This window comes from Tsukamurella paurometabola, from assembly GCF_900631615.1.
GTDB classification, from domain to species: domain Bacteria; phylum Actinomycetota; class Actinomycetes; order Mycobacteriales; family Mycobacteriaceae; genus Tsukamurella; species Tsukamurella paurometabola_A.
In genome coordinates this window covers 2,226,815-2,249,612 of record NZ_LR131273.1, presented here as the reverse complement: position 1 = coordinate 2,249,612, position 22,798 = coordinate 2,226,815, and the positions used below count along the sequence as shown (strand labels likewise).

The following is a 22,798-nucleotide window of genomic DNA, read 5'->3' as shown; positions in this document are numbered from 1 at the left end:
GATCGGGGCCGCGCGCCGGATAGGGTGACTCCATGGCGAACGACAACGGTTGGTCCGGTTCCGCGTCCGCAGCTCTGCGCTGGCAGCCGGGGGCCACGGTCCAGGACATCGACACCTCGGGCAAGCCGGGTTTCGACGGTGACAAGGCCCTCGGGGAGAAGCTGCTCGCCGAGCGGGGTGAGCGGCTCTCGGAGCTGCAGGAGCTGCTGTACGCCAACGGCCGCTCGGGCGATCACCGCTCGGTGCTGCTGGTGCTCCAGGGCATGGACACCGCCGGCAAGGGCGGCATCGTGCGGCACGTGATCGGCATGGTCGACCCGCAGGGCGTGAAGACCGCCTCCTTCGGCAAGCCGACCGAGGAGGAGCTGGCCCACGACTTCCTGTGGCGCATCCACAAGCAGACGCCGCAGGGCGGGCAGATCGGCGTCTTCGACCGCTCGCACTACGAGGACGTGCTGGTGGTCCGCGTGCACGACCTGGTGCCCCCGGCCGTGTGGGAGCCGCGCTACGACATCATCAACGACTTCGAGGCCGACCTCATCGCCGCCGGGACCACGATCGTCAAGTGCGCGATGTTCGTCTCCCTCGACGAGCAGAAGAAGCGGCTCGCGGAGCGGCTCGACCGCCCCGACAAGTACTGGAAGTACAACCCGGCCGACATCGACGAGCGCGGCTACTGGCCGAAGTACCAGGAGGCCTACCAGGCCGTGCTGGACCGCACGAGCACGGACGGCGCGCCGTGGCACGTCATCCCCGCCGACCGGAAGTGGTTCAGCCGGCTCGCGATCACCGAGCTGCTCATCGAGGCCCTCGAAGGCTTGAATCTCGACTGGCCGCCCGCCGACTTCGACGTCGAGCACGAGAAGGCGCGACTCGAGAAGGCCTGACCGCTCCGCCCCGTCGGGTCCGACCGTGCCGGGCCGCGCGGGCCCGGCCCCGTCGACGCTCCCTAGCGGGGCGTGCAGCGCCATGGCGAGTCGTGCACTCCCCATGTCCATGGACGTAGGGAGTGCGCCGCCCCGCTAGGGAGCGCTACGCCAGGCGCTCGGCCCGGCGCTTACCGGACCACAGCTCCTCGACGACGACCTGCACCAGGAGTGCGAGCGCGCTCCACACCAGGCCGGCCAGCGGCGTCGCCCCGGCGGCCACGGCCCCGACGCCCGCGCCGAGGAGCGCGAGGGTGATGCCCACGGAGACGGCGCGGTGACCGTCGAAGCCGGTGAGGTAGGCGTCCATGATCTCGATCCCGAGCACCGCGACGGCCAGCGGCACGACGAACGCGGACGCGACTACCACGTTGCTCACGTGCGCCTCGTGCGAGATGCCCAGGGCCTCGACGTGCAGTCCGGCGCCGAACGCCGCGATCGCGAGGAAGATCACCATGTGCCCGTAGCCCCAGGCGAAGCACTTGTTCGGAGCGCGGACCAGCGCGTGCCCGACCGGGATGGAGAAGTAGATCCACCAGATGGACAGGTTGAGCACCATCGCCGCGACGCCGAGCACGGCGATGTCGAAGCTCCAGCCCTGGGCCTTGAGCAGGGCCTGCAGCGCCACGACGGTGCCCACCACGCCCTCGCCGAGGGTGATGATGGTGAGCAGGCCGTAGCGCTCCGCGATGTGGTGCGGGTTCCACGGCGTGCGCCGCCGCGTCTCCGCGACGACGGGGCCGCCGAGTTCGACCACGAACAGGATCAGGCCGACGACGATGAACTGCGTCAGCGTGAGCGGAGCGAAGGCGCTGAAGACCCAGCCGATCTGCGCGGTGGTGATCGCGACGATGTACGTGACCGCGGCCTTGCGGTACTGCGGCGAGGAGATCGCCACGCGGGTCCACTGCGCCAGTAGCGCCACGCGCATCACGACGTAGCCGATCACGAGCACCGTGTTGTTCGGCTGCTCGTGCGCGGTGATCGACGTGAAGAACGGCTCGACGCCGAGGGCCATGATGCAGACGCCGATCATCTGCATCATGGTCACGGCGCGGAAGAGCCAGTCGTCGGTGTCGAACGCCGAGGCCATCCAGGTGAAGTTGATCCACGCCCAGACCGCGGCGAACGCGCACAGCCCGAATCCCAGGAACGCGGTGAGGTAGTGCGCCTCCGCGATCGCGTCGGCCAGCTGCACCCCGGCGAGGGAGAAGACCACCACGAAGGTGAGGTCGAAGAACAGCTCCAGCGTGGTGGCCGTGCGGCCCTCCTCGTGGGGGTCGCGCCCTGCCATCCGGGTCAAGCGGCGGCGCACCGCCGGCGGTCCATCGGTCACTGAGATCTCCTGGTCGTCGTCCGCGTCTTCGTGATCGCACGAAACGTCGATCATCGTAGGCCGGGTGGACCGCCGGCGCGCACCCGAATCAGCGCGTGGTGTAGCCGCCGTTCGCGAACAGCGTCTGCCCGGTGATCCAGTGGCCGTCGGTGGAGAGGAAGTCGACGATCGGCGCGATGTCCTCGATGAACGTCAGGCGGTTGCCCATGCCCTGCGACTTGTGGAACTCGACGCGCTCCGGCGTCTCCTGGCCGTAGAAGAAGGGCGTGTCCATCGGGCCGGGCGCGATGGCGTTGACGCTGATCCCGCGGACGCCGAACTCCTTGGCGGCGGCACGGTTGAAGTGCTCGACCGGCGACTTACCGCCCGCGTAGGTGGAGTAGCCGTCGGTGAAGGCGCCGAGCAGCGCGGTCACGATGGTGATGAGCGTGCCGTCGTCGTTGAGCGTGCGGCCGGCCTCCTTGATGAAGAAGTAGGCGGCCTTGGCGTTGATGTCCAGCATGGAGTCGTACTCCTCCTCGCTGGTCTCGAGGATCGGCTTGCGCAGCACCTTGCCGACGGTGTTCACCGCGACGTCGACACCGCCGAACTCGGCGACGGCCGCGTCGAACAGCTCGGTGACCTTGGCGGGCGCGGTCAGGTCGCCCTGGAACAGCAGCGCCTTCGTGCCCGCGGCCTCGACGGCGGCCGCGGTCTCGCGCGCCTCCGCCTCCGACGACGGGCTGTTGTAGTGCACGACGACGTTGGCGCCGAGGCCGGCGAGGTGTCGGCTGACCAGGCCACCGAGGTTCTTGCCGCCACCGGCGACGACTGCGGTCTTGCCTGCGAGCTTCGTCATGGATGTCTCTCCTTCGTCGGGTTGGTGAAGCCTTTGCAATACCCAACGTACGAGCTGGAAGCTCAACTGACAATCGAAACTTTCCGGACTATCAACCACTTCTAGTTGTGCAATGCTGGTCGTGTGACCACACCCGACCTCCGCCGCCTCGAACAGTTCGTCGCGGCGATGGAGGAGCCCTCGCTCGCCGCCGCGGCCGCCCGCCTGCACCTGAGCCAGCAGGCGCTCTCGGCCGCGCTGCGCCAGCTCGAGCGCGAGCTCGGCACGCCCCTGTTCACGCGGTCCGGTCGTCGCCTCGCCCCCACCGCCGCCGCGCACACCCTGTACGACGGTGCGCCGTCCGTCCTGTCGGGCGCCCGCCTGCTCGCCGCGCGGGCCCGCGCCGCGGGGACGGACCGCCCGCGGGTCTTCGTCGTGGGCCGCAGCCCCGCTGTGACCGCGGACGAGGCCTACGAGCTGCTCGAACCGCTCATCGACCGTCCGGAGTCGCCGTCGATCACGGTGCGTGAGCTGTTCCCCTCGGCGATGACCGGCGAACTGGAGCGGGGCACCGTGGACGTGGTGCTGCGGCGGGGCGTCGCGCTCCCGGACCGGCTCGCCGGCGTCACTCTCACCTATCACCGGATGCGGGTGGCGCTGCACCGCGATCACGAGCTGGCGGGCCGGGATTCCCTGACGCTCGCGGACCTGGCCGCGTCGCCGATCGTGGTGTGGGCCCCGCCGCACGCGTCGTTCTACACGGACTTCCTCGTCGCGCAGTGCCGGCGTGCGGGCTTCGAGCCGGACCTGCTGGTGAACCGGGTGCAGGGCACGCCGCCCGCGACGGCCGTGCTCACCTCGCCGCACGCGGCCGCGTTCGTCACGGATCCCGCGGGGCCGCGGTCCGGCGGGCGGGTGATGGTCGTCGAGCTCGACGACGCGCCGCAGGTCCCGGTGCAGGCCCTGTGGCTTCCGCACACGACCGACCCGCTGCGCGCGGAGCTGCTCGCCGCCTATCCCCCGGCGTGACCGCCGCCGGGCCGGGTCACTGCGGGCGGGTCACCGCGGTTTACGGGCCGTCACGAACTGCCCCTGCCCGCTGACGGTCTGCTGCACGTCGACGAGGCCGTACTCGCGCAGCCAACCGGTGATCTCGTCCTTGCCGAACCAGCGGAACCCGGAGACCCGCTCCGCCGTCGACGAGCCCAGGACCGAGGTCAGCGGCGTCTGCAGCGAGGTGAACAGCGCGACGCGGCCGCCGGGCTCGGCGACGCGGCAGATCTCGCGGACGGCGATCCGCGGCGCCGGGATCAGGTACAGCGCCGCGAGGCAGACCACCGTGTCGAACGTATCGTCCGGGAAGGGCAGCTCGAGGGCGCTGCCGCGCACGTAGGCGACGCGGTCGTCGGCGTTGTCGCGGACGGCCCGCTGCAGCATGGCCGGGGAGACGTCGAGGCCGACGACCACGCCCTCGTCGCTGAGCTTGCGGGCGAGCGGCTTCGTGTAGAGGCCGGGCCCGCAGGCCACGTCGAGAAGCTTCTGGTCGCCGCGGCCGGTGAGCTCGTCGAGGAGCACGTCGGTGCGGCTCAGGGTGCCTGTGCCGCCCAGGCTGAACAGCCGGGTGAAGGCCGGTCGCCACGCCTTCTCGTAGACCGCGGCCAGCGCCGGGTTGTGCATCAGCGCGTTGCTCAGCCCCGCCGGCTTCCCGCTGTCGGGGGCGAGCACGTCGAGATAGCCGTGGCTGCGGTCGGGCTCGCGGCCGAGGCGGCCGGGGTCGAGCAGGGCCTCCACCCGGTCGAGTGCGCTGGTCATGGCGCCCACGCTAGCGCGCCGCCCTCCGGGCCGGGTCAGATCGCGGGCGCGACGCGGGCGAGGTCCGCCGCGATGTCGCGCTCGAGCAGGTGTGCGCTGATCCCGGCGGCGGCGCTGGAACCCGCCCCGGCCGCGACGATGACCTGCGCCATCGGGCTCACGACGTTGCCCGCCGCCCACACGCCCGGCAGCACGCCGCCCATGGGGTCGGTGGCGACGAAGCCGTTGTCCCCGCGCTCGGCGCCCAGTTGCAGCAGTAGCTCGTCCTGCGGCACGAACCGCGGGCCGACGAAGACGGCCTCCCGCGCGATCTCGGTGCCGTCGGCGAGCCGGACGGCGCGCACCGCGTCGCCCTCGACGACGAGGCCCGCCACGGCACCGTCGACGATGCGCGTCCCGCGCGCCTCGATCCGCTCCCGGTCTGCGTCGGGGACGTCGAGGCCGTTGGTGAAGAAGACCAGGTCGCGGGACCACTGCGGGATGAGCAGCGCCTGGTGCACCGACATCGCGGCGTTGTCGCCGCCGAGCACCGCCAGCGGCCGGTCGCGCACCTCGTAGCCGTGGCAGAACGGGCAGTGGATGGCGTCGCGGCCGAACCGCTCGGCGAGGCCGTCGATCGCGGGGAGTACGTCGCGCAGGCCGGTCGCGACGAGCAGGGTTCGGGCGCGCAGCACCTCGTCGCCGACGGTGATCTCGAGGAGGTCGCCGTCGCGGCGCGCGGCGGTCGCGGCACCGGGGAGGATGCGCACGCCGTAGGCCTGCGCCTCCCGGCGACCGATCGCGAGCAGCTCGGCGGGGTTCAGTCCGTCGTGCCCGAGGTAGCCGTGCATGTGCACGGCCGGGGCGTTGCGGGGCGCGCCCGCGTCGACGACGGTGACCGCACGTCGCGCCCGGCCGAGGACCTGCGCGGCGGTGAGCCCGGCGGCCCCGCCGCCGATGATGACGGTGTCGATGATGTTCTCGCTCATGCACTCACCGTGCGCCGAGAACAGCTGAACCGGCAAGTCTCCTTGCCGGTTCAGCAACAGTGTTCGCTACCCGCGAACTACTTCGCGGGGTACTCGTAGATCCCGCGGCCCGACTTCTTGCCGACGTAGCCGGCCTCCACCAGGCGCAGCAGCAGCGGCGGTGCGGCGTAGGTGGGCTCCTTGTACTCGGCGTACATCGCGTCGGCGATGAACTTCACCGTGTCCAGGCCCACGAGGTCGGCCAGCTTGAGCGGGCCCATCGGGTGCGCGCAGCCGAGCATCATGCCCTTGTCGATGTCCTCGGCGGTCGCGAAGCCCGACTCGTACATACGGATCGCGGACAGCAGGTACGGGACCAGCAGCGCGTTGACGATGAAGCCCGAGCGGTCGGTGGCGCGCACGACCTGCTTGCCCAGCACCTCGGAGGCGAACTGCTCGGCGCGGGCCGCGGCGGACTCCGACGTCGACAGCGAGCTGATGACCTCGACCAGCGGCAGCACGGGCACCGGGTTGAAGAAGTGCAGGCCCAGCACACGGCCCGGGTTCTTCGTGGCGGTGGCGATGCGCTGGATCGGCAGCGACGAGGTGTTGGACGCGAGCACGGCGTCGGGGTCGGTGACGACCTCGTCGAGCTTGCCGAAGATCTCCGCCTTCACGGCCTCGTTCTCGACGATCGCCTCGACCACCAGCTGGCGGTCGGCGAAGTCGGCGAGGTCGGTGGTGAAGGTCAGGCGCTCGGCGGCCTGGTCGCGCTCGCGCTCGGTGATCTTGCCGCTGGACACGGCACGATCGAGCGACTTGAGGATGCGGGCGCGGCCACCTGCCGCGAGCTCCTCGGTGGCCTCCCAGACCAGTACGTCGGCACCCGCACGGGCGGACACCTCGGCGATACCGCCGCCCATCTGGCCCGCGCCGACCACGCCGACCCTGGATACAGCTTCACTCATGAGAATTTCCTAACGTAACAACCGCCTGAGGCGAGATGGAGGTAACTCTGCAGGGGTACGCCCGGAACGTACGCACCTACGCCACAGGCGGCCCGCGACGAAAGTCACGGACCGCCTGCGATCGGCTAGATTCCCGGAGAGGCGGGCCTGCCAGTTCCTAGTGGAACTGGCCCTCCTCGGTCGAGCCCTTGAGCGCGGTGGTCGAGCTCTCCGGGTCGACGGTGGTGGCGATGCGGTCGAAGTAGCCGGCGCCGACCTCGCGCTGGTGCTTCGTGGCGGTGTAGCCACGGGCCTCCGACGCGAACTCCTTCTCCTGCAGCTCGACGTACGCCTTCATCTGCTCACGGGCGTAGCCGTAGGCCAGGTCGAACATCGAGTAGTTGAGGGCGTGGAAGCCTGCCAGGGTGATGAACTGGAACTTGAAGCCCATGGCGCCCAGCTCGTTCTGGAACTTCGCGATGGTCGCGTCGTCCAGGTGCTGCTTCCAGTTGAAGGACGGCGAGCAGTTGTAGGCCAGGAGCTGGTCCGGGAACTCGGCCTTGACCGACTCGGCGAACTTCTTGGCGAGCTCGAGATCCGGGGTGCCGGTCTCCATCCAGATGAGGTCGGCGTACGGGGCGTAGGCCTTGGCGCGAGCGATGCAGGGCTCGATGCCGTTCTTGACGTTGTAGAAGCCCTCGGCGGTGCGCTCACCGGTGACGAAGGGCTTGTCGCGGTCGTCCACGTCCGAGGTGATCAGGGTGGCGGCCTCGGCGTCGGTGCGCGCGATGACGACGGTGGGGGTGTTCGCGACGTCCGCGGCCAGACGGGCCGAGGTCAGCGTGCGGATGTGCTGCTGGGTGGGGATGAGAACCTTGCCGCCGAGGTGGCCGCACTTCTTCTCCGAGGCGAGCTGATCCTCCCAGTGGGTGCCGGCGGCACCCGCGGCGATCATGGCCTTCTGCAGCTCGTAGACGTTCAGCGCGCCACCGAAGCCGGCCTCGCCGTCCGCGACGATCGGGACGAGCCAGTTGTCGACCGACGTGTCGCCCTCGACGCGGGAGATCTCGTCGGCGCGGAGCAGCGCGTTGTTGATGCGACGCACGACGGCCGGGACCGAGTTGGCCGGGTACAGCGACTGGTCGGGGTAGGTGTGGCCCGAGAGGTTCGCGTCACCGGCGACCTGCCAGCCGGAGAGGTAGATGGCCTTGAGGCCGGCGCGCACCTGCTGCACGGCCATGTTGCCGGTGAGGGCACCCAGGGCGTTGATGTAGCTGTCGTCGCCCTTGGTCACGCCCTCCCAGAGGATCTCGGCGCCACGGCGCGCGAGGGTGTGGTCCTCGACGACGGTGCCCTGAAGCTCCTCGACCTGGGCGGCGGTGTAGTCACGCTTGATGCCCTTCCAGCGCGGGTTGGTGTCCCAATCCTGCTGGATCTCGGCGGCGGTCCTCGGCTGTCCGACGGTGCTCATTGGCTCCCCGTTCTTCTCTGCGTCGATGTGGATCTGATCGGCCACCAGGCGGCTGAGCGAGGGGTCATCGCTAACCCGATTCGCAGTCCCGGCGTTGCGCCTTCGCCTACTGTGCCACACCTAAAGCTGCAGGCCAAGACGGTCGATGATGCCAAAGCAAGCCATGAAATCACGCCGATCTTGCTAATCCTGCGAAGGTCCAGAGCGAACCTCGCGGGAAAAAGTACGCCCGTACTGGGAGTTTGCGGGCCCCGGCATTCGGGCCCCGTCGCCCGTTCCCGACGGTCCGCCGCCGCCCCGCCGCGCATCACGGGCGCTCCGGTGTGACACACCTCACTGCGAAGCCGTGCGTGAACCGCCGGAACCCGACGGTAGCTGGGCGTCCGCGACTAAACTTCGCTCCATGTCCAAGACCTTCGTGGGGGCACGACTCCGCGGTCTGCGCAAGGAGCGCGGGCTGTCGCAGGCGTCCCTCGCGGAGGCGCTGGAGATCTCGCCGTCGTACCTGAACCAGATCGAGCACGACGTGCGGCCGCTCAGCGTGCCCGTGCTGCTGAAGATCACCGATGTCTTCGGGGTCGACACCTCCTTCTTCAACTCCCAGGACCAGACGCGGCTGATCGCGGAGCTGCGCGAGGTCACCATGGACGTCGACGCGCCGACCAGCACCGACGAGCTGTCCGAGCTCGCCCGCGACCATCCCGGGTTCGCCCGCGCCATGGTCGCGCTGCACCGCCGCTACCTGGGCGCCGCCGACCAGCTGGCGCAGGTCACCGACGGCCGCAACGACCCCGGGGCCCGCGGCGCGATCCCCAATCCGCACGAGGAGGTGCGGGACTTCTTCTACCAGCGGCAGAACTACTTCCACGAGCTCGACGTCGCCGCCGAGGAGCTCACCGCGCGGATGCGCATGCACAACGCCGATGTCCGCACCGAGATCGTCACGCGCCTCGAGGCCGTCCACAACGTGTCGATCCGCCGCCGCGTCGACCTCGGGGAGACGGTGCTGCACCGCTACGACCCCCGCACCCGCGTGCTGGAGATCAACCGGCACCTCTCCACCGGGCAGCAGGTCTTCAAGATGGCCGCCGAGCTCGCCTATCTGGAGTGCGGCCGGGAGATCGACGCCCTGGTCGACGGTGCCGGCTTCGGCTCGGAGGAGGCCGGGCGGCTGGCGCGGCTGGGGCTCGCGAACTACTACGCGGCGGCCGTCGTGCTGCCGTACACGCAGTTCCACGGCGCGGCGGAGGAGTTCGAGTACGACATCGAACGGCTGTCGGCGTTCTTCTCGGTGAGCTACGAGACCATCGCGCACCGGCTGTCGACACTGCAGCGGCCGAACCTGCGCGGCGTGCCGCTCTCGTTCGTCCGCGTCGACCGCGCGGGCAACATGAGCAAGCGGCAGAGCTCCACGGGCTTCCACTTCTCCGCGTCCGGCGGCACCTGCCCGCTGTGGAACGTCTACGAGACCTTCGCGTGGCCGGGCAAGATCATCACGCAGATCGTGGAGATGCCCGACGGCCGCAACTACCTGTGGGTCGCGCGCACCGTCGAGCGGCGGGCGGCGCGGTACGGGCAGCCCGGGAAGACCTTCGCGATCGGCATCGGCTGCGAGCTGCGGCACGCCCACCGGCTCGTCTACGCCCGCGGCCTGGACCTCTCGGACGCCAACGCCACCCCCATCGGCGCGGGCTGCCGCGTCTGTGAGCGCGCCGGCTGCCCCCAGCGCGCCTTCCCCGCGATCGGCAAGGCTCTGGACATCGACGAGCACCGCTCCACCATCTCGCCCTACCTCGTCCGGTAGGGCTCCCGCGGGGCGGTAGCGTCGGGTCATGACACCGCGCGTGACTCCCGGCGGACTCCGCCAGCTCGGCCCGATCAACTACGCCATCGCCCGGATCGGTGCGAAGGCCATCCGCGCCGACGACATGCACCTGTTCTCCACGCTCGGCCGCACCAAGCGGCTGTTCGTCGGCTGGCTCGGCTACTCGGGGATGCTCATGCCCTTCGGCGCGCTGAAGCGCTCGGAGTCGGAGACGGTGATCGTCCGCGTCGCGTACCTGCGCGGGAGCGACTACGAGCTGGGGCACCACCGCCGCATCGGGGCCCGGGCCGGACTCACCGAAGCGCAGTTCGAGCGCATCTTCGACGGCTCCGGCTGGGACGAGCGCAGCGCGGCGCTGCTCGACGTGGTCACCGAGCTGGTCGACGAGAAGGCCGTCACCGACGAGTCGTGGGCCCGCCTCGCGGCGTTCTACGACGAGCGCAGGCTGGTGGAGATCGTCATGCTCGCGACGAACTACGACGGTCTCGCGACCGCGATCGACGTCCTCGGTATCCAGCCGGAGAAGCCCTGATCATGCGACATCGACGCCGCCCGCCGAGCGTGCAGGTGGTCACCACTGACCGTCGCGAAAGTCGAATCCAGCGGCGCATCGCGACGGCATACGTCGCGTCGCGCCGCAGGATTCGACTTTCGGAGGGCGTCAGCGGGTCGCCAGGTACTCCGGGCGACGCGCGTCGGCGGCGAACGGCTCCTGGAGCGCGTTCGACACCGCGTTGAACACCACGAACAGGTTCGACCGCGGGTAGGGCGAGATGTTCCCCGCGGAGGCGTGCAGGCAGTTGCAGTCGAAGTAGAGCGCGCTGCCCGCGCCGCCGGTGATCTGCTCGATGCCGTACTCGTCGGCCATCGAGGCGATGTCGCTCTCCTCCGGCGTGCCGAAGGGCGGCCGGTAGGACTTCAGCGACTCGAGGTGGTACTCGCCGGGCGTGCGCCCCACGCAGGAGACGAACTTGCGGTGCGAGCCCGGCATGATCATCAGCGAGCCGTTGAAGGGCGTGTTCGGCGTGAGCGCCAGCGAGACGCTCACCGCACGCGGGGAGGGCATGCCGTCCTCGGCGTGCCAGGTCTCGAAGTCGCTGTGCCAGTAGAAGGGGCCGCCGGCGAAGCCCGGCTTGAGGTTGACCCGGCTCTGGTGCACGTAGACGTCGTCGCCGAGCAGCTGCCGGGCGACGCCCGACACCTCGTCGCGGGCGATGATCGCCGCGATCTTCTCGCTGAGCTCGTGCACCGCGAACACCGACCGCACGCTGCCGTCGGAGGTCTCGCGGATCACCCGCTCGTCGTCGCCGAGCCGGGTGGTCACGGCGTCGATCTCGGCGCGCACGTCACGGATGTCGTCGGCGCCGAGCACACCCTCCACGCTGCGGAAGCCGTTCGCGGCGAAGTCGTCGACGGCGGTGTCGGACCAGGGGCCGGAGCGGCCGGGCCAGACGACGGGGTCGTGGCGGTCGTGGATCTCGCTCTGGTCGACGCGCGTCGGGTAGTTGTCGGTGAGCGTTGCTGCGTTGTTCATCGATTCCTTCCGTCCGGGCAGTGCGCTTTCCACTGCGTGCCTCGCGGCGAGGACGTGAAGACGGTGACCGATGCCCTTTCTCGACCCGGCGCCGTGGCCACGCCACGCCGCGGTCCCGACCATGCCAGGGTCCGGCACGAGTGTCCAACTCGGCCGCTCAGTCCCACCAGAAGTCCCAGCGCCTCCATTCGCTCAGCCCGGTGCGATAACTGCTGAAGACGTCGTGGCTGTAGTTGTCCGAGCAGAAGGCGTAGTGCTCGTAGGCCAGGGCGTCCAGCTGCGCACGCGTCTCGGGGCGCCGGGTCACCTGGAGCGACATCGTGTCGAGGCCGAGACTCAGGAGGACCGCCCCGAACCGGTCCTCCCAGGAACGGACGACGGCGGTCACGTCACCCGCGTCCAGGTCGGCGTTGACGGCGCCGTCCCATCCGAGCGCGGCGGGAACGTCGGCCGGCCGGGCGACGGGGACCAGGAGCAGCGCTCCGTCCTCCGGAGCGTCGAGCTCGCCGGCCTGCGGGTCGGGCCCGCGCTGCACGGGCGCGAGGCCCGTCACCGGCGGCGGGGAGGTGGGGTCGTCATCGTCGTCGTCGATCGCCGCCGCGTCCTCGGCAGCGTAGCGGAGCACGACGTCGAGCGGGTCGGGGATCTCGGTGACCGGCGGTTCCGGTCGCCCCTCGCGCCACGGCACGTCCGGGTCGGACCCCATGTACTGCTTGGGCACCTGCACCGGCCACAGGCCCGTGCGGTCGAACACGCCCGCGAGCCGGCGTACGAGATCACCGAGCTCATCCGCGGTGAGGACGTCCTCGCTGATCCAGGCCACGGCACGGCCGTCTCCGCCCGATCCGGCCACGGTCCGCCCCCGGGGCAGGTCGATCCCCGCGATCTCCGTGGCGCCCGCTTCCGGAAGGTCTCCTGGTGTCGCACTGAACATGGTGTCGCCCCTCGTGGTGATCGGTCGTGCAGGTTCGTCCCTGCCCACGGACGAACCTAGGAATCGCCGGTAGGCGCCCACCAAAGGCATGCTTACGCCGTGAGCTCGCCGAGGACCGATCCCGGAAAGCACGACGGCCCGGCACCGTCGATCGGTGCCGGGCCGCCGGGAAGCGCGATGGCTACAGGTTGATCATGTGGCCGGCGAGGCCGTGGATGGACTCCTGCAGCGCCTCGGACAGCGTCGGATGCGTGTGCACGTTGCGGGCCAGCTCGTTGACGGTGAGGTCCCACTTCTGCGCGAGGGTCAGCTCGGGCAGCAGTTCGGAGACGTCGGGGCCGATGAGGTGGCCGCCGAGCAGCTCGCCGTACTTGGCGTCGGAGACCAGCTTGACGAAGCCGACGGCGTCGCCGAGGCCCTGTGCCTTGCCGTTCGCCGAGTAGGGGAACGTCGCGGTCTTGACGTCGTAGCCCTCGTCGCGGGCCTGCTGCTCGGTGAGGCCGAACGAGGCGACCTGCGGCTGGCAGAAGGTGGCGCGCGGCATCATGCGGTAGTCGCCCAGCGTCTGGGTCTCCGCGCCCGCGATGGTCTCCGCGGCCACGACGCCCTGCGCCTCGGCGACGTGCGCCAGCTGCAGCTTCGCGGTGACGTCGCCGATCGCGTACACGCCGGGCACGTTGGTGCGCATGTAGTCGTCGATGGCGATGGCGCCGCGCTCGGTCAGGGCGACGCCCGTCTTCTCCAGGCCGAAGCCCTCGACGCGGGGCGCGAAGCCGATCGACATGAGCACCTTGGAGACGGTGATCTCGCCGGGCCCCTTGGGGCCGGTGTACTTCACGACGACCTGCGAGCCCTGGTCGTCGACCGACTCGACCTTGGTGGAGGTCAGGATGTTCACGCCCAGCTTCTTGTACTGCTTGGCGATCTCCTTGGAGACGTCGGCGTCCTCGTTGGGCAGCGCGCGGTCGAGGAACTCGATGATGGTGACGTCCACGCCGTAGTTCTTGAGGACGTACGCGAACTCCATGCCGATGGCGCCGGCGCCCACGATCGCGATCGACGCGGGCAGGTCGCGGGTGAGGATCTGCTCCTCGTAGGTGACCACGTTGTCGGACAACGTGACGCCCGGCAGGAGGCGCACCGTCGAGCCCGTGTCGATGATGATGTTGTCGCCCGTCACCGTCTGGTCGCCCACCTGGATGGTGTGCGCGTCCACGAAGGTGCCGTAGCCGTTGATCTCGGTGATCTTGTTCTTCTTCATCAGGAAGTGAACGCCCTTGACGATCCCCTCCGACACCTTGCGGCTGCGGTCGAACGCGGCCCCGAAGTCGAAGGAGACGTCGCCGGAGATGCCGAACAGCTGCGCCTTGTGCGTGAAGGTGTGCGCCAGCTCGGCGTTCTTCAGGAGCGCCTTCGACGGGATGCAGCCCACGTTCAGGCACACACCGCCCCAGTACTTCTCCTCGATGACCGCGACCTTCTGCCCGAGTTGGGCGGCGCGAATTGCGGCGACGTAGCCTCCTGGGCCGGCGCCGAGAACAACAGTGTCAAAGTGATCAGCCACGGCATTCAGGGTAGCCCTAGTGTGGAGTCCATGGACCAGTACGCATGGCTCGAAGACGTGGAATCCGCCACTGCCCTGGATTGGGCCCGGGAACGCAACGCCGCGAGTACCGCGCGCCTGACCGGACCGCGGTTCGACGAGCTGGAGGCGGGCGTCCTCGCCATCCTCGACACCGACCAGCGCATCCCCTACCCGGTGCGCCGCGGCGAGTACCTGTGGAACTTCTGGCGCGACGCCGATCACCCGTACGGGCTGTGGCGCCGCACGACCCTCGAGTCCTTCCGCACGGACGCCCCCGAGTGGGACGTCGTCATCGACGTCGACGCCCTCCGCGAGGCCGAGGGCGAGAACTGGGTGTGGGGCGGGGCCGCCGTCCTCCGCTCGGAGTCGCCCGACGGTGCGCCGTACGACCGGGCGCTCGTCTCCCTCTCGCGCGGCGGTGCCGACGCGACGGTGGTGCGCGAGTTCTCCATCTCGCGCCGGGAGTTCGTCGACGACGGCTTCTCCCTCCCGGAGGCCAAGAGCCGCATCTCGTGGATCGACAAGGACACCGTGTACGTGGGCACCGACTTCGGTCCGGGCTCGCTCACCGATTCCGGGTACCCGCGGCTGGTGAAGCGGTGGCGCCGCGACACCCCGCTCGGCCACGCGGACCTGGTCTACGAGGGCCACCACTCGGATGTCTCCATCGGCGCCGGCTACGACGACACCCCCGGATACGAGCGGCATTTCGTCTCGCGCGCCATCGACTTCTACAACAGCGAGATCTACCTCCTCGACCCGGACACGCTGGCGCTGGAGCGGATCGACGTGCCGACGGACGCCGATGCGGACGTGCACGAGTCGCGGCTGCTGGTGCGCCCGAAGTCCGCATGGGAACTTCCCGGCGGCGTGGTCGAGCCGGGTGCCCTGGTGGCCTTCGACTTCGACGCCTACCGGGCGGGTTCACGCGAGTACAGCACCGTCTTCACCCCCGACGCGCACACGGCGCTCGCGGGGTACTCGTGGACCAAGTCCTACCTCCTGTTGTCGACGATGCGGGACGTGCGCTCGGAGCTGCACACCCTCGAACCCGGCACGTGGGAGACGCGGGAGACGCGCGGCTTCCCGGAGCTCGCGGAGATCGGCGTCTACTACACCGATCCGCGCGAGGGCGACGAGATCTTCGCCACTGCCAGTGGTTTCACCCTGCCGCCGACACTGTTGCACGGCGAGGCGGGCGGTTCGGTGGAGCCGCTGAAGGCCGCGCCCGCGTTCTACGACACCGAGGGCGTCACGGCCGAGCAGTTCTTCGCCACGAGCGACGACGGCACGCGGGTCCCCTACTTCGTCGTGCGCAAGCCGGCGGACGGTCCGCAGCCGACACTGCTCTACGGCTACGGCGGGTTCGAGGTCTCGCTGACGCCGGATTACACGCCGGTGTCCGGGGTCTCGTGGATCGAGCGGGGTGGCGTCTACGTGCTGGCGAACATCCGCGGCGGCGGCGAGTACGGCCCGGACTGGCACACGGCCGCGCTCAAGGAGAACCGGTTGCGCGCCTACGAGGACTTCGCCGCCGTGGCGCGGGATCTCGTGGCGCGGGGCATCACCACGCGCGAGCAGCTGGGCGCGCAGGGCGGGAGCAACGGCGGCCTGCTGATGGGTGTGATGTACACGCGGTACCCGGAGCTGTTCGGTGCCATCGTCTGCCAGGTCCCGCTGCTCGACATGCGGCGCTACCACCAGCTCCTCGCCGGGGCGTCGTGGATGGCCGAGTACGGCGACCCCGACGATCCCGCGCAGTGGGCGTACATCAGCGAGTACTCGCCGTACCAGAACCTGCCCGACGGTCCGGGGGACCTGCCGGCGCTCCTTGTCACCACGTCGACCCGGGACGACCGCGTGCACCCGGGCCACGCCCGCAAGTTCGTCGCGGCGCTGCGCGAGCGCGGCATCGAGGTGGACTACTACGAGAACATCGAGGGCGGCCACGGCGGCGCGGCCGACAACAAGCAGGCCGCCTTCAAATCCGCCCTCGCGTACGAGTTCCTGTGGCGCGAACTGGGATCCGCGGACCGGTGACGCCCGTCCGCAGTGCGCGCTCGCCGGCGGTCTTCATGGGCGCGATGACGGTGCTGTGGTCCGTCCTGAGTTTGCGCGCGGTGCCCGTCGTCGGTGCTGTGCTCGCGGTGGCGGGCGCCGGGGTGATGGTCAGCGCTGTCGCCCTCGCCCGCGGCCGCGGCCGGGCCGACGCCGCGGCGACGACGGGGCCCGGATCGTCCGGAAGGACCGGCCGGCCGCGGGCAGGGGGCGCATCGCGGTCCGTGTTCCGGACCGCCGTCGCAGCCGAGATCGTGGCCGCGCTGATCGCCGTCGTCTCGCTGAACCGCACCGGTCACTCCCAGTACATCGCACCCGCGATCGCGCTCATCGTGGCGCTGCACTTCTTCGTCTTCCTGCTCGATGGCCCGCAGCCGATGCACGTCGCCACCGGCACCGTCGGCACCGTCGCCGCCGGGACGGCGATCGGTCTCATGGCCGCGGGCGTCGTCACTCCCGGAACCGGCCACGCGATCGCGGGCGGCGCGCTCGCCCTCTGCACCCTCGGCTACGGCCTCGGATTCCTCCGCATCCTTGCGGATTCGCACCGCTCGACCACCGATCCCGGCACCGCCCGGAACTGAAAGGACTCCTCATGCTCGCTGCATTCTCGATCAGCCCGATGGGCGGCGACCAGAGCGCCGACGGCGGCGTCGCCGCGGCGGTCGCGGAGGCGGTCGCCATCGTGCGCGCCTCCGGCCTGCCCAACGAGACGACGTCGATGTTCACCACCATCGAGGGCGAGTGGGACGAGGTGATGGGCGTCATCAAGGCGTGCGTCGACCGCCTCGCGGAGACCGCGCCCCGCGTCTCCCTCGTGGTCAAGTGCGACATCCGTCCCGGGCACACGGGCCAGCTCACCGCGAAGGTCGAGCGGGTGGAGCATCACCTGCGCTGAAGCCGGGCCTCCACGCCGAAGGGCTCGTCGAGGGCGAACCGGCCGGGGCCGGCACCCGCGAGGGCCAGGAGCACCAGGAGCAGCAGCCATTCGGGGCTGTAGAAGAACTGGCTCAGGAAGCCGGTGAAGGTGGTGGAGGCCTCGGTCGCCGCGGGCCACACCGAGTAGTAGATCGCGCCCAGCATGGTGACGGCGAGGCCCGCGGCCGCGAGCCGGGTGAGCAGCCCCAGCACCAGGAGCGCGCCGAGGACCAGCTCCGCCCACGCCGTGGCGGTCGAGGCGAGGTCGGGCTCGGGGATGCCCCAGGCCGCGAAGTCGGCGGCGAACCTCTTCGGGTTCGCCGCCTTGCCCCACCCGCTGAGGAAGAACATCACCCCGACGCTCGCCCGCGTCACCAGCAGCCAGAGGTCCCTCGTCGTATCCACGCCCTCGAAGAGTACGGAAGGTGGGGCACCGTCGCAGCCGACGCGGCCGGGCCGGACGTCCTAGGCCCCACCCCGCACCCGGGTCACGACCACCAGCACGGCCGCGGCGCCGGCGAAGGCCGCGGACCACACCGCGGCCGCCGCCAGGCCTCCCCCGGCGAAGTAGACGGAGCCGATCACCGCCACGCCGATCGCGCTGCCCACCTGGAACATCGTGGTGACCACGCCGCTCGCCTCCGGCGCCCGCTCGGGCGCGACCGACCGCAGGGCGACGGTCAGGATCGGGCTGAACATCGCGCCGAACCCGGTCCCGAGAACCAGCAGCGAGAACGCGAAACCGACTCCCACCACAGCGGATTGCGCCGCACGCCACAGCAGGAGATCCCCGACCGCGACCACGACGGCCCCGGCGGCGACGAGCGGGCCCAGCAGCCGCGCGGGCACCCGCTTCCACCCGATGGTGACCGCGACGAACCCCGGCGTGAAGCACAGGAACCACAGGCCCGAGGCGAGCGGTCCGTAGCCGTGGTCGGCCTGGAGGAACAGGGTCGTGGTGAAGAGGAACCCCGCGTAGTTCGCGAACACCAGTAGCACCACCGCCACGGCGGTCGGGAATCCCTGCGAGCGCACCAGTTCCGCGGAGACCAGCGGGCTTCCACCGCGCCGGGCCACGATGCGCTCGACTCCGAAGAAGGCGGCGAACGCGGGCACGGCGAGAGCGAGCAGCCCGATCACCCACGGCGCCCAGCCGTAGGTGCGCCCGAAGGTCAGCGGCGCGATGAGCAGCAGCAGCGCCGCGGCGCCGGCGACGACACCCCCGGCGTCCATCCGCGTCTGCGGATCCCCCTCGTCGGACGGGAAGTGCCGGCGTAGGGCCAGCAGCAGCACGACGCCGATCGGGAGGTTCACCAGGAAGACGAGCCGCCAGCCGAGGCCGGCGAGGTCGAGGGCCACGAGCAGGCCGCCCCCGACCTGGCCGAGGATGAAGCCCGCCGCGGTCGTCAGGCTGAACATCGACAGTGCGCGCGCCAGCGCGGGGCCGGCGTAGTTCCGTTGGATCAGGCTCATGACCTGCGGCATGATGGCCGCCGCGGTCACGCCCTGCACCGCCCGGGCGGCGATGAGCACGACGGCGTTCGGTGCCAGGCCGCAGACGGCGGACGCGAGGACGAACCCCGTCGTGGCGGCGCGCAGGGCCCGGACGTGGCCGTGGCGGGCGCCCCACCGCGAGCCGGTGATGATGAGCGCTCCGTAGGCGAGCAGGTAGCCGCCCACGACGAACTGCAACTGCGTGGAGGTCGCGGGGAGGTCCCGAGCGATGGACGGCGCCGCGACGTTGACGATCGTCGCGTCGATCATCGGCATCGTCGAGAATCCGAGGAGGGCGAGGAGCTTCGCGGTGCCGCCCCGCGACGCGGGGACGGCGGCGGATTCATCGGTGGCGGTGCGGTTCACGGTCTCGACTCTCCGCATCGGCCCGCGCCGGCACCAGGAGGGGAATCATCCTGGTACCGCCACCACCACCCGGGCGGCGCCGGCCGCCATGACAATCGCGGCGATCCACGGAATGCTGGCACGGTGGGCGGCGAACGGAACGGCGAGTTGGGCGCCTTCCTGCGTGCGCGGCGCGACGCGCTGACACCGGAGGACGTGGGCCTGCCCCGGACCGGTGCCCGCCGCGTGCCCGGCCTGCGCCGGGAGGAGGTCGCGGCCCTCGCCGGTGTGGGCCTCACCTGGTACACGTGGCTCGAGCAGGGTCGCCGGATCTCGGTGTCGACGCAGGTCCTCGACGCCCTCGCGCGACTGTTCCGGCTCACGGGCGAGGAGCACGACTACCTGTACCGCCTCGCGGGCGTGCCCGTGGCCCGCCGTCCGGACACGGCTCCGGCGGACGTGGACGCCGTCACCCGTCGGGTCCTCGACCGGTTCGGCACCAGCACGCCCGCGGCGGTGTTCAGCGAGCGGTACGACCTGATCGCGGGGAGCCCCGCCTTCCACCTGCTGTTCCGCGGGGTCGCCACCACCGCCGGGCTCGAGCGCAACGCGCTGTACAAGATGGGCCGCGCCGCCGATACCCGGCACCCCGTCGCCGATCCCGAGTACCTCGCGGCGATGGTCACCCAGGTCAGGCACGCGTACGGCCGCCACGTCGGCGAGCCGGAGTGGGAGCGGTTCATCGCCGAGGTCACGGGCAGCAGCCCCGTCATCGCGGCGGCGTGGGAGTCGCAGGAGGTCGGCGTCGCCCCGGCCGAGCACCGCTTCCGCTGCCCGCCGGTGGGGTGGATCCGGTTCGCCAGCGCGCGCTACCTCCTCGACCGGTTCGACGGTGCCTTCCTGGCCGTCTACCTGCCCTTCGACGACGAGGCGCAGCGGCAGTTCGACGAGGTGGTCCGCCGCGGCGGCGTCAGCTTCACGTGAAACTCCAGCTCGTGCCATACTGTGACGCATGTTGCTCAAGAGGCGTCAGGTGCTGGTGGGACTGGCAGCGCTGCCCGCCGCCGCGGTCGCCACGTCGCTGACCGTCCCGCACGCCGCTGCGGCGGACGCCGACAAGGCGCTGCTCGACGCCGCCGTCGCGGCCGCACCGACCGCCCGCGAGGTCATCACGGTGGCGGCACCGTCGTTCTCCGCCACCGATGTCCAGGTCTCGGCGTGGGCACAGCTCGAACAGGGCTGGACCAAGGTCTACGGGCCGGTCCCCGGCAAGGTCGGGCAGCAGGGCATCGGCGAGGGCAAGGACGGGGTGCCCCGCACACCGTTCGGCGTCTTCCGGCTCGATCTCGCCTTCGGCCGGCAGGACAACCCCGGCACCACACTGCCGTACACGAAGGTGACGAATCAGCACTGGTGGGACGGGAACGTCAACTCCCCCACCTACGACCGGATGGTCGTGCAGGCCGCCAGCCCCGGGCCCGAGAGCGAGAACCTTTACGACGCCGGCCCCGTCTACGACTACGCCGTGCACTTCGACAACAACCCGAGCCACACGCCGGGCAAGGGCGGCGCGATGTTCCTGCACGTCACCGACGGCAAGCCGACGCTCGGCTGCGTCGCGATCAGCCGCGAAGGCATGATCACCCTGCTGAAATGGCTGGCGCCCGCCCACAACCCGGTCCTGGTCACCGGCCTCGCGGGCTGATCCGTGACCTCGGGCTTGGGGGTGTAGTCGCGCAGAGAAGCGATGCGTGCGACGCATACCCTAGAACCCCCTGGTCAAAGACAGATTTCGCGGATCAGGCTATGCGAGAAACGCATTCCCACCACGGATTCCCTCGCACCGATCACCGATTCCGTCCCGAGCGACGTTCCCGCGCGGTACACCCCACGCGGGTCGTCCCCACGCCACGCCGACTCTCCCGAACGCCGGCCCCCGGTCGACGCCTGCGCGTCGCCGTATGCGTACCGCGGCCAATCCGCGAGAGGCTATGCAGCCCTTGCATGGCCCGATCGTCAAGTTACCGCGCTGACCAGCACATTCACAGGGCATGCGTCGCGCGCATCGCTTCCGTGCGGGACTACTCACCGGCGCGGCGGACTCGGTAGCCGGTGCCCCTCAGCCGCGCGGCAGTGACTGCGCGATCCACCCCGACAGCGCGGGAATCACGGCATCGGGCGAGAGGATCCACTGGTTGTGCCCCAGGGGATCCGAGATCCGGCGGTGCGTCGACTCGGGGAACTTCTCCCCCACGAACCGCGACTGCTTCTCCGACACCAACTCGTCGCCGGCGATCGCGACGGTGAGCACGGGGGTTCGTGTCCCGGCGATGCGCGCCTCGTAGTCCACATCGGCCCCGGAGACGTTGAAGTCCCCGGTCTGCACCAGGTGGTCGAAGTCGCGGACGATGCCCTTCGGGACCTCGCCGAGGCCGTCCGGGCCGGACCAATGGCCCCGTCGAGCGGCGGCGCGCGCGGCGACGGACGTCCCGATCCGGCGCGCGGTACCCGACAGCCCGTCGAGCTTGTAATAGCCCGTGCCGCAGGCGATGAGGATCACCCCGGCCAGGTTACGGCGGGCCCGCGCTGCGTACATGACCCCCATCAGCCCGCCGAGGCTGTGCCCCAGCAGGATCCGCGGCGCGCCGGGGAACTTCTGCCGCGCCAGCGCGGAGACTGCCGGGTAGTCCTCGGTCACCACGTCCTGGAAACCGTGTGTGCCGGTGGCACCGCGGGGCCGCGAATCCCCCTGGCCCCGCAGCTCGGAGACCACGGCGTTGAAGCCCGCGTCGATGAGCCCGCGCCCGAAGTCGTCGAAGTACCCGGCGGGCACGTTCACACCGGGCCAGATCATCAGCACGGGCGCCGCGGGATCGGGCCCGCGGAATATCCGCACGGGGTTCGTCGTCCCGTCCTTGTACGTGAGCGTCGCGACGGTCGGCCGCGCGGTCGACCTCACCACGCGCGCCGTTCCGCCCGCCGCGCCGCGACGGCGCCGAGCCCACCGAAGATCAGTCCCAGCAGCGCCAGCGCGCCGCCGATCGCCGCCTCGGTCACGATCCACGGTGTCAGGCTCTTCGTCACCTGCCCGAGCGCGGCGTCCACCACGGGGCTCAGCCCGCCGGTCCCGCTGCGGCTGGTCACGTACGACGGTGCCGCGACGCACAGCATCCAGGTCACTCCCGCCGCGACCGCGACGCCGAGCCCCAGGTAGAACATCATGAAGCCGCGGCGATGCGCGGCCAGCAGCGCGAGCAGCGCCGCGGCCAGCGCCGTCAGCGGGGCGATCCACGCCGCCGACCGGATGGTGTCGGCGATGGACGCGTACCGTCCGGCCCGGAACAGGTCCCGGTTCGCGCCGGTCCCGGACAGGTCGATGGTGACGCGCTCCGGCACGGTGACCTTCACGTTGTTCGCGGCGGCCACGTCCCGGATCATCGGCGCGAGATCGATCTCCGCGGTGGTGGCGCCGCGCAGCCGCTGTTCCGCGGTGGGCCGCACCAGGAGCCACGTGTGCACCTGGCCCACGGCCTCGGTGAACGCGCCCGGGAACTGCGGTCCGTGCACGTAGGTCGAGACGTACGGCGTGATCGCCTCGAGCGGCGGCCGGGCGTCGCCCTGCTCGGTGAGCAGCCGCTGCACCTGCTGGGCGATCTCCTGCGCCATCGCGTCCTGTACGGACGGATCGCGGCCCAGCGGCTCCATGAGCTTCGTGAACTCGGCGCGGTCGAGCACCGTGTTCTTCGCCCAGGCGGCGGGGACCGCCACGAACGTGGCCGCTATCGCCACGAGAACGAGGAGGAAGGCCGTCAGAGAACGCACGGCCACAACGGTACTCGACGGTGCCGC

Annotated in this window: 22 protein-coding genes; 9 read left to right on the top strand and 13 right to left on the bottom strand. The window is 70.7% G+C overall.

Annotated features, from left to right (window positions below; translation table 11 throughout):
- The first annotated feature begins 32 nt into the window (after positions 1–32).
- Positions 33–887, top strand: a complete 855-nt coding sequence (locus ELY19_RS11150) for a polyphosphate kinase 2 family protein (RefSeq protein ID WP_126196259.1) — start codon at positions 33–35, stop codon at positions 885–887.
- A 145-nt stretch (positions 888–1,032) separates the two neighbouring features.
- On the opposite strand, the gene ELY19_RS11145 is transcribed toward ELY19_RS11150, so the two are convergent.
- The gene (locus ELY19_RS11145) at positions 1,033–2,262 is read right to left on the bottom strand and encodes a low temperature requirement protein A (RefSeq protein ID WP_126196258.1); all 1,230 of its coding nucleotides are present in this window, start codon (positions 2,260–2,262) and stop codon (positions 1,033–1,035) included.
- A gap of 88 nt (positions 2,263–2,350) precedes the next feature.
- Positions 2,351–3,100: an SDR family oxidoreductase gene (locus ELY19_RS11140; RefSeq protein ID WP_126196257.1), complete on the bottom strand. Its 750-nt coding sequence runs from the start codon at positions 3,098–3,100 to the stop codon at positions 2,351–2,353.
- A gap of 123 nt (positions 3,101–3,223) precedes the next feature.
- On the opposite strand from ELY19_RS11140, the gene ELY19_RS11135 reads away from it, so the two are divergent.
- Positions 3,224–4,108 carry a LysR family transcriptional regulator gene (locus tag ELY19_RS11135; RefSeq protein ID WP_126196256.1) on the top strand — a complete coding sequence of 295 codons (885 nt, stop codon included), beginning with the start codon at positions 3,224–3,226 and terminating at the stop codon, positions 4,106–4,108.
- 30 nt (positions 4,109–4,138) lie between these two features.
- Here the strand turns inward: ELY19_RS11135 and ELY19_RS11130 are convergent, their stop codons facing one another.
- The 4 genes from ELY19_RS11130 to aceA all read right to left on the bottom strand — a co-directional run bounded on the left by ELY19_RS11130 (position 4,139) and on the right by aceA (position 8,256).
- On the bottom strand, positions 4,139–4,891 hold the full coding sequence (locus ELY19_RS11130) for a class I SAM-dependent methyltransferase (protein WP_126196255.1): 753 nt from the start codon (positions 4,889–4,891) through the stop codon (positions 4,139–4,141).
- A gap of 35 nt (positions 4,892–4,926) precedes the next feature.
- Positions 4,927–5,859, bottom strand: a complete 933-nt coding sequence (locus ELY19_RS11125) for an NAD(P)/FAD-dependent oxidoreductase (protein ID WP_126196254.1) — start codon at positions 5,857–5,859, stop codon at positions 4,927–4,929.
- Positions 5,860–5,936: 77 nt separating this feature from the next.
- Positions 5,937–6,806: a 3-hydroxybutyryl-CoA dehydrogenase gene (locus ELY19_RS11120; RefSeq protein ID WP_126196253.1), complete on the bottom strand. Its 870-nt coding sequence runs from the start codon at positions 6,804–6,806 to the stop codon at positions 5,937–5,939.
- A gap of 157 nt (positions 6,807–6,963) precedes the next feature.
- The gene (gene aceA / locus ELY19_RS11115; RefSeq protein WP_126196252.1) at positions 6,964–8,256 is read right to left on the bottom strand and encodes an isocitrate lyase; all 1,293 of its coding nucleotides are present in this window, start codon (positions 8,254–8,256) and stop codon (positions 6,964–6,966) included.
- A 403-nt stretch (positions 8,257–8,659) separates the two neighbouring features.
- Between aceA and ramB the strand changes: the two genes are divergently transcribed.
- A complete protein-coding gene (gene ramB, locus ELY19_RS11110; RefSeq protein ID WP_126196251.1) occupies positions 8,660–10,060 on the top strand; it encodes an acetate metabolism transcriptional regulator RamB in 1,401 nt (466 codons plus the stop codon).
- A 28-nt stretch (positions 10,061–10,088) separates the two neighbouring features.
- Entirely contained in the window at positions 10,089–10,613 is a 525-nt protein-coding gene (locus ELY19_RS11105; protein WP_126196250.1) for a carboxymuconolactone decarboxylase family protein, read from the top strand.
- A 129-nt stretch (positions 10,614–10,742) separates the two neighbouring features.
- Here ELY19_RS11105 and thpD read toward each other — a convergent pair whose 3' ends face one another.
- The 3 genes from thpD to lpdA form a co-directional block, all read right to left on the bottom strand.
- Positions 10,743–11,615, bottom strand: coding sequence for an ectoine hydroxylase (gene thpD, locus ELY19_RS11100; RefSeq protein ID WP_126196249.1), 873 nt, complete (start codon positions 11,613–11,615; stop codon positions 10,743–10,745).
- 157 nt (positions 11,616–11,772) lie between these two features.
- Positions 11,773–12,549: a DUF4253 domain-containing protein gene (locus ELY19_RS11095; protein ID WP_164711581.1), complete on the bottom strand. Its 777-nt coding sequence runs from the start codon at positions 12,547–12,549 to the stop codon at positions 11,773–11,775.
- Positions 12,550–12,730: 181 nt separating this feature from the next.
- A complete protein-coding gene (gene lpdA / locus ELY19_RS11090; protein ID WP_126196247.1) occupies positions 12,731–14,113 on the bottom strand; it encodes a dihydrolipoyl dehydrogenase in 1,383 nt (460 codons plus the stop codon).
- 30 nt (positions 14,114–14,143) lie between these two features.
- On the opposite strand from lpdA, the gene ELY19_RS11085 reads away from it, so the two are divergent.
- The 3 genes from ELY19_RS11085 to ELY19_RS11075 are packed head-to-tail and all read left to right on the top strand — an operon-like array spanning position 14,144 to position 17,090.
- A complete protein-coding gene (locus tag ELY19_RS11085) occupies positions 14,144–16,174 on the top strand; it encodes a prolyl oligopeptidase family serine peptidase (RefSeq protein ID WP_232015609.1) in 2,031 nt (676 codons plus the stop codon).
- Complete coding sequence (locus ELY19_RS11080; RefSeq protein WP_126196245.1) at positions 16,144–16,776, top strand: hypothetical protein; 633 nt, start codon at positions 16,144–16,146, stop codon at positions 16,774–16,776. Before ELY19_RS11085 ends, ELY19_RS11080 begins: the two co-directional genes overlap by 31 nt.
- An 11-nt stretch (positions 16,777–16,787) precedes the next feature.
- Positions 16,788–17,090, top strand: coding sequence for a thiamine-binding protein (locus ELY19_RS11075; protein WP_126196244.1), 303 nt, complete (start codon positions 16,788–16,790; stop codon positions 17,088–17,090).
- On the opposite strand, the gene ELY19_RS11070 is transcribed toward ELY19_RS11075, so the two are convergent.
- Positions 17,078–17,515, bottom strand: coding sequence for a DoxX family protein (locus ELY19_RS11070; protein ID WP_126196243.1), 438 nt, complete (start codon positions 17,513–17,515; stop codon positions 17,078–17,080). The genes ELY19_RS11075 and ELY19_RS11070 overlap by 13 nt on opposite strands.
- Positions 17,516–17,575: 60 nt before the next feature.
- Positions 17,576–18,970, bottom strand: coding sequence for an MFS transporter (locus ELY19_RS11065; RefSeq protein WP_164711580.1), 1,395 nt, complete (start codon positions 18,968–18,970; stop codon positions 17,576–17,578).
- Between the two features lie 123 nt (positions 18,971–19,093).
- Between ELY19_RS11065 and ELY19_RS11060 the strand changes: the two genes are divergently transcribed.
- Complete coding sequence (locus ELY19_RS11060; RefSeq protein WP_164711579.1) at positions 19,094–19,933, top strand: helix-turn-helix transcriptional regulator; 840 nt, start codon at positions 19,094–19,096, stop codon at positions 19,931–19,933.
- Positions 19,934–19,961: 28 nt separating this feature from the next.
- A complete protein-coding gene (locus ELY19_RS11055) occupies positions 19,962–20,654 on the top strand; it encodes a L,D-transpeptidase family protein (protein ID WP_197716014.1) in 693 nt (230 codons plus the stop codon).
- Positions 20,655–21,068: 414 nt separating this feature from the next.
- Here the strand turns inward: ELY19_RS11055 and ELY19_RS11050 are convergent, their stop codons facing one another.
- The gene (locus ELY19_RS11050; protein ID WP_126196240.1) at positions 21,069–21,911 is read right to left on the bottom strand and encodes an alpha/beta fold hydrolase; all 843 of its coding nucleotides are present in this window, start codon (positions 21,909–21,911) and stop codon (positions 21,069–21,071) included.
- Positions 21,905–22,771 carry a hypothetical protein gene (locus tag ELY19_RS11045; protein ID WP_126196239.1) on the bottom strand — a complete coding sequence of 289 codons (867 nt, stop codon included), beginning with the start codon at positions 22,769–22,771 and terminating at the stop codon, positions 21,905–21,907. The genes ELY19_RS11050 and ELY19_RS11045 overlap by 7 nt, the downstream gene beginning before the upstream one ends.
- Positions 22,772–22,798 lie beyond the last annotated feature (27 nt).